The following is a 15863-nucleotide window of genomic DNA, read 5'->3' as shown; positions in this document are numbered from 1 at the left end:
GTTTCCTCATAGCAGTTACCCGCTACTTTGTAGATATTAGACTCAACTGACGGAACAGCAGGTCTTACACCTTACGGCAAGACAATAAATGTAGTGACTTTCAAGTCACACAAATGAATTTGCGTCACTGTGTAAGATTTTTCGTTCCACAGGATTCACCTCTCTCATATTAAGAACATATGTTCTGCTTTTGCATATTATATAGCCTCACTTACCGGATGTAAAGTGGTAAATGTTTCTTTTTCCCTCTTTTTTTCGTTGTGTCCAATTTATCGGAATGAACCTTTGGTTCTGATTCCGATCCCGTTTTCGATTTTTGTGATAAAATAAAAAGGCTGGTTCTGTGAACGAATCACATACCAGCTTTTTCTGGATTCTATATTTATATTTCAAAACAAAGACTGCTGCTCATAGGGCGTATAGCGTTCTAAGGAAACCGGCTCCTGCTGCAAGAGTTTTCCTGCACTTTCCTTTTCACTAAGCCAGGGAACAACCTGGTTGCTTTCCAGAACCAGCGGCATCCGGTCATGTACCAGTTTCATGGAATCATTGGCCTGTGTCGTAAGAATGATAAAACGGTCTTCCATACCAAACCGGTCATAAAATCCTGCCAGATACATGGTATTCCCATATTTCCGGTAAAAAGTATTTTTTTCCTTCTGATGGTTCCATTCATAGAAACCACTTACTGGAATCACTGCCCGGTGATAGGAAATCCCATTCTGAAAGATCCGCTTCTCTTTTACAGACTCTGCCCTGGCATTAAAAATGATGCCTTTTTTCTGCCAGCCTGGATACCCCCAGGTTTTTTCGGTCAGGCAAAGCCTTCCCGGCTCTTTCCATACAAGAACGGGAGCCGTTTCCGTAGGATGAATGTCCCCGGTCTGAATTTTTTTCTTTATGTTCTGCTCAACCAGGGAGACAATCCGTTGTAGATCCTGATAGGTTTCTTCTGAGATGTAATATCTTCCGCACATGTTCTATCCCTCTTTCATCCATACTATAAAGTTTCTTTACTTCTCTTAGTATTTCTTTTATTAAAAGGAATCTTCGATAGCTCCCATTTAGAGTTTTGCCTTAATATCAGCAACCGCAACCAATACGGCTTCCCCGCTGATCTTTATCCTTCCTTTATCCAGAAGTTCAAGGTAAAGATATCCCCCACGTCTGGATGCCTGATACGCTTTAATCGCAGGCTTGTTCAAAACTCTGGACCAGTACGCAGCGATCTGGCAATGCGCAGACCCACATACAGGATCTTCTGCAATGGATAGTTTCGGACAGAAGCTTCTCGAAACACAGTCCACATTTATTCCTGCAGCTGTAGCGTTCTGGATCCTGCCCTCGATTTCCTTTAAAAGTGTCTGGTCAGGCTGCATCTGCCGTACCTGCTCTTCCTTTTCAAAGACACAGATCAGGTCAAGCCCCAGAACTGCTTTTTGTGGCCGTACCCCGAATGCCCTTTCCATTGCATCCGTAACTGGTATCTCACGAAGTTCATAGGTTGGAAAATCCATTTCATATAGATTTTCGTCTTTCCTGACCGTCAGCTTTCCACTAAGGGTATGGAATGTAACAGCATCGCTTTGGGGTTCATAATAATTCAGGATCACAAAAGCAGAAGCCAGTGTTGCATGCCCGCATAATTCCACTTCCGTTCCCGGTGTGAACCATCTTAAATGGTAACCTTTTTCCTCTTTTACAATAAATGCTGTTTCGGAAAGATTGTTTTCCATAGCAAGCTTCATCATAGATTTCTCAGATGGCCACTGATCCATCACACAAACCGCTGCCGGGTTTCCGGAGAACGGTTCATTTGTAAAAGCATCCACGATATATTGTTTCATTTCTTTATTTTTCTCCGATCCTAACGTACAATTTTCACTTGAATTATCAAAATCTATTTTAGTTTTCTGCAAAGTAATGTTTCAGCGCATATTCAAAATGAAGGTTGAACTTTGCTGCCGCTTCCTTGCTTACCTGTAATTCTGGCTTTAGCATATCAAAAGCATGCTTCTTTAATTCAAGGATTTTCTTCCTGATTTCTTCCATAACTAATTTAAACGCCTCATCGCTTTTTCCCGTTGGATCTTCCAGTCCCCAGTTATCGTCAAAAGATCTGCCAATAAACGGGCATCCGACATTGCATCCCATGGAAATCACAATATCAGGCGTGTGGATATCGCAAATCAGTTTGCTGTACTGACCATCTGCTTCCATATCTATTCCATATGATTCTTTCATAATCCGGACCGCATCCTGATTGATCTGCGGTTTTGTCTCTGTACCAGCCGAATAGCTTTCAAATACATCTGATGCCAAATGCTTTCCGAATGCTTCTGCTATCTGGCTGCGGCATGAATTATGGACACAGATAAAAGCTACCTTTTTCTTACTCATAGAATAGTCCCCTTCCTCTTATATCTTACTCCTTTTCCATAATTTTACAGTTTCTCCTGGTGCTCGTTTCATTTTCTGCTCCAGCTTCTTTCCATAATTTTCCTTCTTTGTAGTGCTTCCGGCAAAGCGCCACATAGCTTTCATTGGAGCCAAGCATGATCTGCGCACCCTCCCGTACAATTTTTCCATTTGCATACCGGGTATTACACTGTGCACGCTTTCCACACCAGCAGACAGTCGGCACCTCTTCTATGACATCTGCAATCTCCATCAGACGTCTGGAGCCAGGAAATAAGCGGTTGCGGAAATCGGTGCGCAGTCCATAGCAGATCACTGGAATATTATAAAAATCCACAAGGTCGGACAAAGTGTCTATTTCCGCTTCCGAAAGGAACTGTGCTTCATCTACCAGAACTGCATCCACTTTCTTTCCCTGATAACTGTATTCTTTATTTCCTTCTTTCCAGGTTTGGGAAATCTCTTTTAAAAATTTATCCACGTATTCTGCTGAAGCAGATAATCCCATACGAGACTGGATCTTGCGTTCTCCATCCCGGCTGTCTGTTCTTGGTTTTAACAAAACGGCATACTGACCGCGCTCTTCGTAGTTATAACGGACCATTAGTATGTTTGCTGATTTCGAGCTTCCCATTGCTCCGTAGCGGAAATATAATTTTGCCATTTTCAGACTCTCCTTATGCTCAGTGTTCTTTCAAAAGCTTTTCCATATAGCTTTTCCTTCTATCAATCAAATTTCAGAACCAGTTGTCCGTCGATCCAGCTTTTCTGATCCGCCTGATGTATTTTATCATCCGCTATTAAATTTCCAATCAAAAACGGGGATTTCGGATCATGCAAAGCATAATTCTGACGAACCGTTTTGGTATCGTAATTAGCATAACAATATTTACATCCATGAAGACAGGTATTATATGCTCCAATATCATTTCCCATAAAACAGGCACATTCTTTCCGTAGTGGCTGCTTTTTCGGTATATCCAGCGTGGTATGGAGGGCTTTTTCGTATGTTTCCTGTGTCATACAGCCATTGCAATCTGCCCCATAACAGGCTAATTCTGTTCCTTCTCCACAGGGATATACTTTCATTCCATGTGCCGCGGCTATCTGTATCATGGTTTTCCCAAGTGACAGACGTTTTTCTTTTGGTACAGCTTGGGCTTCCGGAAAATTTCTTCTCACTTTCTGGTACAGGTCGATGAAACTGATCACGCAGGTATGGGTATAGCCCTCAAGGGCCTGTGCGATCTGTGTAAACTTTTGGATATGGACCTCTGGCGTATAAGTCTCATTCAGGAATATAGGGTCATAACGCCATCCCATGGAATCCGGTCCTGTAATCTCAGCCAGTTGCCGAAATGTATCTATTACCGCTTCTACATCTGGAACCAGAGGCTCTATTTCTTTTCCATAAGGGGTAATGGTAACGAACCAGTACATTCCATATGTTTTCAGTAAATCCATGTGTGAAAGCATAGGCGCCGGATTTTTCGAGCAGAACGCAATCAGATCTACCACAGAAGGCGAAAAGGTATATCTTGTTACCTGCTGCGGCTGATATGGATTCCGAACCATCACGTAGCCCTCTTTTATCCGGTTACACAGCCATTCCGAATAAAACGCCGGGATATCCGTCCGCATACCGGTCTGAATAATCATAAATGTGTTCCCTTCTTTTTTATGTCAGCAAACTCTCTTACATATTATTTCTCATTTACAAGCTTCCCTGTCATATGCTCAATTCTGATTGCAAATAGCTGGACACGACTTCTTGCAGAACCATTCATTTCTTTTTCTACTTCTTCTACTGTAGGGTAATATTTTTCTGCCAGTTTTCGAAGACGGTCTTCTATAATCTTGGTATCTGTGATAAGTTCTGCTTTTCCAAACACAACAACACTTGTGGCATTCCACTCCCAGTGCCCTTCTTTTTTGAAACCCTGGTTCCAGGTTGTCAGACACACTTTATTACATTTCTGGATTGCATCCATCTTGTGTCCTTCTCTGGCTCCATGAAAATAAATCGTATGATCAGCCTCTTCATAGTAAAAATTAATTGGAATGGTATAGGGATACCCTTCATCACCAATTACAGAAAAAGCAGCTCTTTTTTCATCTTTTAATATTTTTTTACATTCATCTTGTGAAACCTGTTGCTTAAATCTTCTCATCTCGCGAAACATAAGATATCCTCCTGCCAATTATTTTCCTTTTCAATGGAATCTCATTTTTAAGATTACATTTTGATTAAGGCAAACTCCATTTTTCATCTATATAGATTACCAGACAATTCAATTGGAAAGAATCACATTCAGAGCAGTTCCAGTTTTTCTCAGAATTGCTCTTTTTGTTTGCTCTGAATCTGATACTTTCCTAATGAATTGTACCATATGCAAATAGAATTTACAAACATTTGTTCTACTTATTTTCAAAAAATAGTGCGCCTAGCTCATCACTGAAGTAACGAGAATGCGACGCACAGTTTTTCAAAACTTTATCCATATGTTTTCCCTGTAACTTTCCAAAAGTATTTGAAAAGGGACTGTTTCCAGCCCCTTACTTCCTGTAAATTTCCTTACAGATATGAACAACATGACAATTTGTGCCCCGGATATCTTTAATCTGCATACCATGATGGTTCATTTATATACCGAATAGTTCTTCTCCAGGAGCATGCCTCGCACTTAAAGCATCCCATTTCGGTTCTTCCATCGCTATATTCAACACGTCGCTCCTCATGTGGTTCAATTGTTCTATGAGTGAAGCAGAAATGCTCTTTATTATTTATTGATTGTCCGTCACATTGGATAATTATATCTAAAAAGTTTACAGCTTCTGTAATGTCTTTAAAACCATTAATTTCCTCAGGTTCAGGATCCTTAAAGGGTAAAATACGTGGCATTTATTTCTTTGTCTATTACTTCTTTATGGCCTGTTGCCTTCACTGCTTTCTGTGCTGCAAATACTGCACCACAGGTTTCACAGTATCTTCCTTCCGTTAATCCATCTTCTGTGCAGGTCGCTGCTACTTTTGACAGGTTTTGTCAGTCCTTTTATACTTATATAATTTTCAAAATATTTACTTTTCTGCCAAAACTGATTCAAATCCTTCTTCTGCTTTTCTTACTGTGTCTTCTATGATTTTCTCTGCAATTGGTTTCAGATCCATTTTTAAGATCTGACCGATTACTTCCTCTTGTTTGGCTTCCGGTACTTTATATAAGGTAAAGCAGCATTTCAGTAATCTTCTTAATTTGTTTTCCATGGTAAAATAGAGGTCGCATTTTTTTGCCATAAATCCTCTGGTGATTCCGGCAGAGGCAATGTCCATTTCATAAAAATCTTTCAATTCTGCTTCTTTTATATATTGTGAAAAAATATGCTGAATCTTCTGCGCCGTGCGCATATAAATATATTCTGAGGTAGTAGGAAGAGAATATCCTACCACATATAATTCCCTCAACGGTTCTGACAATTCGGCTATGTACATCTGTATCGAAACTTCTACTCCATAGACAAGCAACGGATCCGGGGTTTCCCCTAATAATTTCTCAGCCTTATCAAACTGGCTTCCAAACATTGTTTTGACCAGGGTAAGCAGCAAGGCTTCTTTATTATCAAATGCTGCAAAAAAGGAAGAGGGGGACATCCCGGCAGCCTTTGCAATAGAGGCTGTTGTGGTCTTCTCGTATCCATTTTCCAGAAATAATTTTACTGCTGCATAGATCATTTTGTTTCTTCTGACGATTCCTTTATGTTGTAATCCTTTTGGCATTTTTACATCAATCCATCCTTGTAATTATAATTTTGCATATACTTTTGATTATAATCAATTATATATTGCTTTAAAGTTTTTCGCAACTATTATTTGGATAATTTGTACAAAATTTCCACATTATATTTATGAAAAAAGGCCTATGAAAAATGATTGCTCTTTTTTGCAGGCTTTATAAAACAAAAAGAATGCAACACATGAGCTGCATTCTTTTGTTTTGTATCTACATTCCGCATTATTCTAACTACTTATCAATTTTCATTCGATATACCCCCACCCAAACTGAAGGTCATATCCCTTGTCTCCGGCATCAACAGCTTTATTTTTCAGATAGTCCAGTACTTTTTCCTGCGTTACACCTGGATTCTCCAGCAGGTACCCTGCTACAGCTGCACTTACTCTGGGGACCGCATAGGAGGATCCTTTCTGATCTTCATAACTTCCGTTTGCGCTTACATATACTGCTTCACCGCCAAGATACCACAGCGAACTTATGGGATTCCCGTTTTCATCAAGATCAGCTCCTGCCACGCCGATTACTTCTTCCCAGGCAGCCGGATATACCTGGCTTCCAGAAGGTGTCTGGAAGCTCAGGTTTCCGGCTGTAGCCAGTATCAGGACTCCGTTTTCGCTGGCATACTGAATTGCTTCATGGAGGAGGTTCGAATCTCTATTCAGTGTCCAACTCATATTAAGGATATCTGCATGGTATTTATCTACGCTGTCATAGATGGCCTGGATGATGGTATTATCGTCTGTCTGATTTTCAGATTCCCCATCAAAACACTTTAGCATGACCAGATTTGCATCCGGTGCCTTTTCCAGCAGGATTTCACAGACGCCTGTTCCATGTCCGCTGTTGTCAGAAAGGTTATTGTTGCCTTCCAGATAATTCCACCCTGTAATGTCTTCCATGTTGCAGCCTGAATCCAGAATACACACAGTTACCTGGGATTCACTGTCTGCAAGAACCGGAGTATATACTCCGATTGCAGACATAAGGTACAAAGCAATTAATGGAAGTTTTGAAAAAATTTTTAGTTTGTGTTTCATAGCATCTTTTTTTGTCAAATTCAATTGATCAGTCAGTTTTTTGTAGCTAATTTATTCTGTCGGAGCCAGAGGTTCTGTTGGCGCCGGGGCGTCCGTTGGAGCCAGAGCTTCCGTCGGAGCAGGTGCTTCTGTCGGAGCTGGTGCGTCCGTTGGAGCTGGTGCGTCCGTTGGAGCTGGGGATTCCGTCGGAGCAGGGGCTTCTGTCGGAGCTGGTGCGTCCGTTGGAGCTGGTGCGTCCGTTGGAGCTGGGGATTCCGTCGGAGCTGGTGCGTCCGTTGGAGCTGGTGCGTCTGTCGGAGCTGGTGCGTCTGTTGGAGCTGGAGCTTCTGTTGGAGCTGGAGTTTCTGTTGGAGCCGGAGCTTCTATCGGAGCTGGAGTTTCTGTTGGAGCAGGGGCGTCCGTTGGAACTACAGGCTTATAGTCGACATGAATATAAATCATCAAGTTTTCAACAACAGCTTCTGAATAGTTTACTGTATCTTCCGGAGTAAAGGTAAGCTTATATGCAAATCCTCCACCCTCTTTAGTGATGACTTTGTCCTCAACAGGTGTTGCCTTCCAGGTTCCCACAATAGTTTCGCCAGTAATTGGATTTTTCGCTTCAACCCAGCCATTAATCTCTGCATTTGAAAGATAACTTCCAACCACATTTCCTTCATTATCTATTGAATTAAATAGTTTTCCGCTGAAATCTTTACACGTCAATGCAGGTACCGCCTTCTTTACTTTTACGGTAAATATCTCTTCAATCGGTTCTACATTTTTTGCCACGCTTTCATCAGCAGGTTGAAAAACTGCTTGAAGCTTATAAGCGTTTTCAGTAACTGCCAGCTGCTTTTTCTCGGATTCTTCAAGCTTCCACTGCCATTCTCCGGCTGTTTCCATCTCTGCGACCTTCACCTTGATTCCGGATATCATATCTTTTGCAATCAGAGTTTTCTTTTTCGCTCTGTCCGGTTCTGTTTCTGACGTCAATCCATCTGAAAGCATCTGCCCATAAATTAGGGTCAGTTTTTCCGGGTCCGGAGTTCCTGTAATGTCTGCTTTGGCTTTTTGAATCTTATAGGGCAGGATCGTAATTTTTTCTTCACTTTCCGACCATCTGTACAGTGCAGGATTCTTAAGTTCCATCGTTACATTGTACTCTCCAGCATCTAAATGCTTTTCATTTTGAACTGTTTTATAGAATTCCGTTTCTGGAATAACCGGAGCCTGTTCCTGCCCATTATAGACCATTTCCGGGATCTCAGGAGGCGTCACCACTGCTTTTATTGTGGATACGGTTACTTCTGCCTGGATTGTTTTAAATCCAGCTGTATTTTCTGGAATAAACAGCATTGTGTATCGGATTTCACCCACCTGGTCAAGTACTGTCTCAGGATTTTGCCATTGCCAGGTTCCTGGAATTTCTTTCTGATTGTATGTAGCTTTTCCATCGGTTAAGACCGGATCCTTTTCTGGTGAATTTTGGATATCCTTTAATCTGGTACCGATTTCAAATTCCTGTGCTACGGTTGGCACAGTTTCGATCACTGGCGTGATCCAGTAGATAGAGGCTGTTGTTTCAGCTGTAGTATCCAGAAGCACATACAGGTTATCTGCATTTTGGTCTTCCCGGATCTTATAACCGCTGAAGGTAACTTTTAGGTTTTCACCAGGTGTTTCCTGTTCAAACTTAAAGACACCGTCTGTCAGTTCCAGATTTTCCAGTTTCATACCATCGCCTGCACGTGTCAGTTCATAGGTTCCGGTGGTGGTAACATTACCTTTTTCGTAATCACGGCTGTTGGCTTTACAGCTTACGTGGACACCAATCTGCGTTCTTACTGGAAGGTCAAATTCTACAGGAAGATAAATGTTGGCTTCAGAAGGTGTAAATACAACTGTATAGTTTGCCTTTTCAGTTCCGTTATCTTCTCCGACTGGTTTTGCTTCTGGAGTTTTCCAGCTGAACGTACCTTCTATTATTTCTCCCTTCCAGATTGCCTTTCCGCCTGTAATTGTACAGTCACTTAAAGTCTTGCCATAACCCAGCAGTGCTGTCGTCGGAACTTCCTCGATTTTTGGAGTGACCATTCCAATAGAGGCTGTTGTCTCAGCTGTTTCATCCAGAAGCACATACAGGTTATCCGTGTTCTGGTCGTCCCGGATCTTATAACCGCTGAAGGTAACTTTAAGGTTTTCACCAGGTGTTTCCTGTTCAAACTTAAAGATACCGTCTGTCAGTTCCAGATCCGTTAGTTTCATACCGTCACCGGCACGTGTCAGTTCATAGGTTCCGGTGGTGGTAACATTACCTTTTTCATAATCTCGGCTGTCAGCTTTACAGCTTACGCGGACACCGATCTGTGTTTTCACTGGTAATTCAAATTCTACAGGGGTATAAAGCTTTGCGCTGTCACCATCCGGTATAAATGTCGCTTTGTATTTTGCGGTTCCGTTATCTTCTCCTGCAGGCACAAGCTCCGGTTCATTCCAGCGGAAGCTTCCGGTCACCTTGTTTTCTTTGTAGGTCACTTCGCCTCCCGTAAACGGACTGAGCGCCAGTTTTTCCTGATATTTCAGGTTTCCAGCCAGTGGCAGTACCGAAACCTCAGGTTTCATTTTTCCCAGTACAAAACTGCCCTTGGCAGTACCTTCCCATTCTTTTCCAGCCAGATCTTTATAAAGGATATCTGCCTGGTAAGTATAGATATACTGGTTTTCTGTCTCTTCTACTTTGTCAGCGAGCACCACATGGAAAGAAATCCGGTTCCCATACAGCTGATACACATTTTCCTTTTCCAGGATTTCTGTCAGTCTTCCAGTAATTTCTGCCTGAAGCTTTTTGGGAGTATTTTCCAGTGGAAGATACTTTTCCAGGGAGTCCGTATAATGATTGGATAAAACTCCTGTTATGGATTCCAGTATCTGCTCCGGTGAAACTAATGGTTCCCACTGTGCATAAAGTGTACTGTCTTCTTTTAACTTACGGTCAAATTCATACGGTTCCCCGCTTCCATCTGCTGTCAGATACCAGCCTTTAAATACGTAACCAGGCACAGACGGATCCTCTGGTACTGTTACATCCTGCTTTTCTGTGGAGTAAATGGTCTTATAAACCCCGTAATCGTCTAAATTATAATCAAATGTGATCTTATGGCGTTTATAGGCCCGAAGGACCAGCGTGATATTTCTCTGTGGCATGGTAAAGGTGATTTTATTCTCACCAGTAACGCTGTATTTAAAGTTATCATATGTACTGACGACTTCCAGGTCACTGTAATCCGGGTCCAGCACAGTCCTTATTTCCACTTTCGTTCCGGAACGGATCTCCTCAGAACGGATCAGCACATTTCTAAAAAATGATTTCCGATATGCCTTAAAAGTCCTGATTCCGTCTCCAGCCTGTATGACAAGCTGTACCTGACGGAGATCAAGTTTCAGGTAGACGTCTTTCTGGCTCTCCCTGCCGGTTATGGACAGGCTGGTCTTCTGATCCGGTTCGTTATTTACGGACATCATCACCGCCTGCTGTTCCCCGTTAAAATCCCGTTTGTTTATGGTGAGGTCATAGCTGCCGTTCTTCTGCTTCTTAAATTCCTTCACGGTACCGTCCGCAGCAGTTACCCACAGCTTATAAGTGGTATCTGCTTCTTTCCCGTTCAGGCTTATGTGATAATTTACCTGGCTGCTTTCACCCGGGAATCTGTGCACATAAAGATAATAAGTTGTTTCATAATTTTGGTCATCCGCAAAAACTTTATATCTTAAGGTTCCATTTTGCGCATCCAGTGAACAGTCCTTCACGGAACCAATTCCGGATTGTAGGGAACCGCTTCCATTTATCCACTTACATTCCATACCTGCCAGTTCCGGATAAGCATCTTTTGCTTTCTGGATGATCTGGTTTAAATTCAGGCTGACGGTTTTCCACTCTGCTGTTTTCTGGCCTGTACTTAGATAACTGGTAAAAGTGTTCTGATAAACCAGGGCATTGTCCCAGCCGGCAGGATCCAGTCCCCATTCGTCTGCGCACCAGTCCCTGAGCACGACTTTTATCGTGTGGTTTGTGGTTGCAACATAAATTTTTTTACTAAGATGGAACCTGCTGACCTGCTTTTTCACGATAGCAGATTTGCTGTTGTTGGTATAAGTTACAACAAGGTCCAGTTCTGCCTTTTTACAGTTATATTTTGCCGCTAGGCCCTGATCCAGATAAATAAATCCGGGGCTGGTGTTGTTCTTTCCGTTTCCTACATAAAAGAGTTTTGCCAGGGGATCTTTGTCCGATACTGCTTTCCCATCAACTTTCAGATTCTGGATCTGAAGGGAAATACCTGCATCCTTCTGGGTCGCCAGAACGAAGCTTTCTTTGCATGTGCCTTTCGCCATATCCCAGTTTTTCATCGGAATGGAAGAAAAACCGAAGGAATCTTTTTGGTCTGCATTTTTGGACACAACCTTCCACATGTCAGCCAACGTGGTCTGGTTCATATAGGAAAAACCGCTGGAATAGCTTTTCGACCACAACGGCCATCTGCCGCTGTATACGGTCCAGCTCTTTTTCTTGGTCTTAAAGATAAGCTTGACTTTCAGCTGAAGCTTGACAACCACATCAATACCGACCTCAAATTTCAATGCGCCCAGCTCTGTGCTTGCACCGCTTACCAGATTCGCGGTGTTATAATAGAAGCCAGACAATTCTGCGTAAGCGTAGACGCTGCCTTCTATGCTGGTGGAGATGAAGCCGCAGAAGGTAATGGAAATCGTAACACGGATTCCCACCCTTGCCCCTACTTTACCAATCAGGTAAACACTGCTGGTCACGCTGCTTTCCAGCTTCTGTGTATAGGAGCTTCCTTCAAACTTCAGGAACTTATACTCAAATCCAATGCGTTCTCCGCTTTTTACCTCAATTTCCACGCCAAAGGTTGCCAGCACACCGACCTGGCCCACAAGGTCAATATCCACACCCAAGGTAATGATTCCGTAAAAAGAGAACCGCAGCTTCAAAAGAACGACGTTGAAAATATCATTGTAGACCAGGGAGGAATTTACAATGGAACCAACTGTCTTCATTAGTTCGGAAACATTTTTGTCATACTGGCTGTAGTCGTTGGAATCCTTTAACCCTTCTGGTTTTACGATCTCGGAAAGTGTTTTCTTCGCATCATTGAACAGCTTTACAGAGCCGCCGGAGGATGCGGTAACCGTAAGGGAAATCTTGGATGTGGAACGCAAAGTTACGGACATATCGATCCAGAATTTTCCACCTTTTACATTAGTCTGTACGGACAGGCTCTGGGTAAAGGACAGCTTAGGTGAAATGGTAAGAATCGTCTTCGAACCGTTCTTAATGGCTGCACTTGCCGAGATGCTGATCGTCGCAGTTACATTGCTGCCGGATGCAGAGATCTTTACGGATGGTTTGCCCGGCTTCAGGGTGGCATTCATTCCTGCCAGGGAATAAACTCCTTCCCCGTATTTTTCATTGATCATCTTCTGGGTTTCCTCAGAAGTCATAACCGCCATCAGCATCTGGGCTTTTAATTCCTCGTTTTCCTCTACCTGGCTGACGATTTTGGATTCCACTACCTGGAGTTCTTCTTCGGACAGCTGGCTCTCCAGATCTACATCATCTGTAGTGTTTACATCAAAATCTGCCAGGTAATCCTGTGGATTGGCATATCCGAACCAGATCCTTGTCTGATCCCCTTCGCTCTGGACATCCACAACCTGAGCAAAAAGCACATATCCGTCAAAAGAGCCTTCGGTATAGGAATCCATGCTCTTTTCATCCCGGCCGATTTCGCCGTCATAAAAGGCTACGATTTCCCCGGGCTCATAGTTAAGCGTCCCATTTACAAGAAGTTCCCCAGGCTCATATGCCGGAGTTTCGGTTTCCGGTACATCCTCTTCTGTTTCAATTTCCGGTTTTTCCTCGGAAGGAAGTTCTTCATTTTCTTCTGTTGTTGCGGAAGGCTCATCCGCTTCCTGCCGGGAAAGAATTTCCTTTTCTTCCTCCTGAAGGAGTTCAGTTGTTTCTTTTTCTGTTTGTCCTGCTGTTTCTTCTGAATTTTCTTTCTCAACAGCAGGGGTGTAGGATATTACCTGGTCCCAGAGAATATAATCGATATCTTCTGAAAAACCAACAATCTCCACCTTCTCTTTATAAACAGAAACTGTAACTGAGCGAACATCTTTGGAATAATCTGCAAAATTAATTTCTTTAGGAAGCCTTACTGTAAATGTGGCTCCCGGCTCAAATCCTTTTTTTCCATCTTTTTCGTAATATTCACCGAAAATGGAGAAACCGTTCGGTGTCTTTTTTACAGACAGGATCGGATCCAGATCACCGGCTCCCGGCTCTAAGGAGACAGCGGACAGAACCTCGTCTTCTGTCATTTTGGTATCTGTAATCAGCGGGATCTCTCCCTGCCAGTCGAAATCATTTAACTCCGCACAGCTTCCATCCTTTTCCTGGCTTATGGCTTCATTGGAAGTAAAAAGCGCATACAGAGTCATATCTTCCTGAATCGGCTCTGTATATGCAAATAATTCGGTACACGCTTCATCACGGCACCATCCGCCGAAGGTATAGCCCTCCTTATTTGTAGAAATTTTGGATACTGGTTTGGAAAGAAGTGTTTCCCCTTTTGCAAAGGTAAGAGGTGCTGCTGGTGTACCATCAAATGTTTCAAAGGTAACGGTCACAGCTTCAGCAGCATCTGTAAAACCTGCATATAAGGTCAGAGGTCCGTTCACACAGTCAAACTGGGAATACGCTTCTGTACAGGCCGCATCCTGATACCAGGTGGTAAATATGTATCCTTCTTTTTCTGGCGTGATCCCGGTAACATCCACCGGAGTTCCGGGAACTGTCTGACGGACAGCCACTTCACTGCCATCAGCTACAAATGTAACGGAGTAAGTTTCCAGTTTCAGAGAGCTTGCTGCACCACTTGGAAGGGTTTCACTGCTTCCGTCTGGTTTTTCCAGTTCCAGTGCTTTTCCGGACTGGTTTGTTACTTTACAGGTGGCGTAAACCGCCAGGGAACTTACCGGTTCTTTTACTTCCACATCTCCGATGGTTCCGCTTCCTTCCAGTGTTACTGCCTGGCCGCCGTTTAATTCCAGTTTGGAAATATTCGTTTCAGAATCAATCTGCAGGGAAGACTCTTCTGTCTTTTCCCCGGCTATCAACAGCTGGTCTGCTTTCACACCAGTGAAGCTGATCGCAGTACCCTGGCTGATGTCCAGTGCTTTCGCAGTAACATTAGATAGCTGGATCTTTGTTGTATTGCGGATTGTGATGGTTCCTGCTGTGATGCCGGAAAGATAAACTGACCCACATGCAACCAAAATGGATTTGGAATCATCCGACACCCTTAGTTCATCGGCCTGTTCCTGGGATGTGATCACATAATCGTAACCAGCTGTATCAATTCCATCCAGAAACCTGCTATCCACGGTCGTTTCTGCTTGATCCGAAAATCCCTGATTTTCAGTTCCTGCAAGCACAGTACTTCCCATTGTGGTTGTCAGCATAACTACCACCAGAAAGAGTGCAATTGTTTTTCTGAAATGCTTCATACATTTCCTCCTCCCTTTTGGCAATGCTTTTGCCTTTTCTTGTAATTACAATGATATTTTAACTATTGATTATAGTCAATTATATATTATTTGGTACCTTTAAGCAACTGTTATTTGACAATTTATGGCAAATTTCCAATAGAAAAAGGAATGTTCACTCTGAACAATCCCTTTTTATAAAACTTTATTCGTTTTTCACACGATACAAAGGATGATTCTTTTTATTATCAGAAACAGCACCCCTACTGCTATTGCATATGTTTCTCTACCCGTTTTTTCTCCAATCTGTCACTGATTCCTACAGCAAAGTAAAGTGGCTCCCCGATATATTCCAAACAATCCGAAGCTCAATAGAACACCTCCGATGATGTCTGTACACCAGTGTACACCATATAATAATCTTCCACATATCATAAACAAGGAAAAAAGAACAGAAAAAATATTAGTTTCTTTTCGTAACCAGTAATTCGAACTCCTATGATTTGCCTGATACATAAGCGAAAGCATGACACTTACCTGATTGATCTTAATCTGCATTTGCCAGTTTACTACTCGGTAAATCTTAAAAAGTTTTATGATGTCATGAAATTCTGTATTCTCTTCCCCTTTGTATTCTTTCGATATTACTCCTGCTCGTCCTCTTGACATTTTTCTGCCTCATCCTTTCGTAATTTCATCTTTTGTTGAAACGCCTTCTCCATTTCGTCGTCCACCACACTAGCTCTGATAAGGCAGCAATACATAAGCGTAATCACCACTGCCATCAGAACGAAGAACACAAGCCAAAATACCCACATTCTTTTATCCCTCCGTTTTCATAATATGGAGTGGTTCTTTACTCTCCTACTTATAAATAATAAAAATTTTCGACGAAAAGTGTAAAAATTTGAAAATAAATTGCGATTTTTTTAAGATTTTCTCGATTTATAAAAGAAATGGAATTGAAATGTGATTACCACTTTAGATTTGCAGGGTTTGATGATATAAAATGATTTCTGTATCGATATAGGGAAATAGTTGAATTTCTATAATAAAATTGCCA

Annotated in this window: 10 protein-coding genes and 1 pseudogene; all 11 read right to left on the bottom strand. The window is 42.3% G+C overall.

Annotated elements, in window-relative coordinates:
* Positions 1–389: 389 nt before the first annotated feature.
* Positions 390–977, bottom strand: coding sequence for an SOS response-associated peptidase (locus ACESTK_RS05715; RefSeq protein WP_226854476.1), 588 nt, complete (start codon positions 975–977; stop codon positions 390–392).
* Positions 978–1064: 87 nt separating this feature from the next.
* Positions 1065–1847, bottom strand: coding sequence for a PhzF family phenazine biosynthesis protein (locus tag ACESTK_RS05710; RefSeq protein WP_195699163.1), 783 nt, complete (start codon positions 1845–1847; stop codon positions 1065–1067).
* Between the two features lie 169 nt (positions 1848–2016).
* Positions 2017–2400: pseudogene (locus tag ACESTK_RS05705) on the bottom strand (arsenate reductase ArsC); the annotation flags it as partial.
* Positions 2401–2425: 25 nt separating this feature from the next.
* The gene (locus tag ACESTK_RS05700; RefSeq protein ID WP_226854475.1) at positions 2426–3082 is read right to left on the bottom strand and encodes a thymidine kinase; all 657 of its coding nucleotides are present in this window, start codon (positions 3080–3082) and stop codon (positions 2426–2428) included.
* Positions 3083–3144: 62 nt separating this feature from the next.
* A complete protein-coding gene (locus tag ACESTK_RS05695; protein ID WP_226854473.1) occupies positions 3145–4077 on the bottom strand; it encodes a DUF1848 domain-containing protein in 933 nt (310 codons plus the stop codon).
* A gap of 44 nt (positions 4078–4121) precedes the next feature.
* The gene (locus ACESTK_RS05690; RefSeq protein ID WP_148462058.1) at positions 4122–4601 is read right to left on the bottom strand and encodes a pyridoxamine 5'-phosphate oxidase family protein; all 480 of its coding nucleotides are present in this window, start codon (positions 4599–4601) and stop codon (positions 4122–4124) included.
* An 896-nt stretch (positions 4602–5497) separates the two neighbouring features.
* Positions 5498–6193: a TetR/AcrR family transcriptional regulator gene (locus ACESTK_RS05685; protein ID WP_226854472.1), complete on the bottom strand. Its 696-nt coding sequence runs from the start codon at positions 6191–6193 to the stop codon at positions 5498–5500.
* 258 nt (positions 6194–6451) lie between these two features.
* Positions 6452–7246, bottom strand: coding sequence for a S8 family serine peptidase (locus tag ACESTK_RS05680; RefSeq protein WP_373119082.1), 795 nt, complete (start codon positions 7244–7246; stop codon positions 6452–6454).
* 51 nt (positions 7247–7297) lie between these two features.
* Positions 7298–14821, bottom strand: a complete 7524-nt coding sequence (locus ACESTK_RS05675) for an InlB B-repeat-containing protein (protein WP_373119079.1) — start codon at positions 14819–14821, stop codon at positions 7298–7300.
* Positions 14822–15109: 288 nt separating this feature from the next.
* Complete coding sequence (locus ACESTK_RS05670; RefSeq protein ID WP_227202132.1) at positions 15110–15328, bottom strand: phosphatase PAP2 family protein; 219 nt, start codon at positions 15326–15328, stop codon at positions 15110–15112.
* A 116-nt stretch (positions 15329–15444) separates the two neighbouring features.
* Complete coding sequence (locus ACESTK_RS05665) at positions 15445–15618, bottom strand: hypothetical protein (RefSeq protein ID WP_173717811.1); 174 nt, start codon at positions 15616–15618, stop codon at positions 15445–15447.
* Positions 15619–15863 lie beyond the last annotated feature (245 nt).

This window comes from Ruminococcus sp. Marseille-P328 (assembly GCF_964249465.1).
In the GTDB taxonomy this organism is placed as follows: Bacteria; Bacillota; Clostridia; order Lachnospirales; family Lachnospiraceae; genus Blautia_A; species Blautia_A faecis.
The sequence above is the reverse complement of the archived record's forward strand: the minus strand, read 5'-3'. Positions and strand labels throughout refer to the sequence as shown.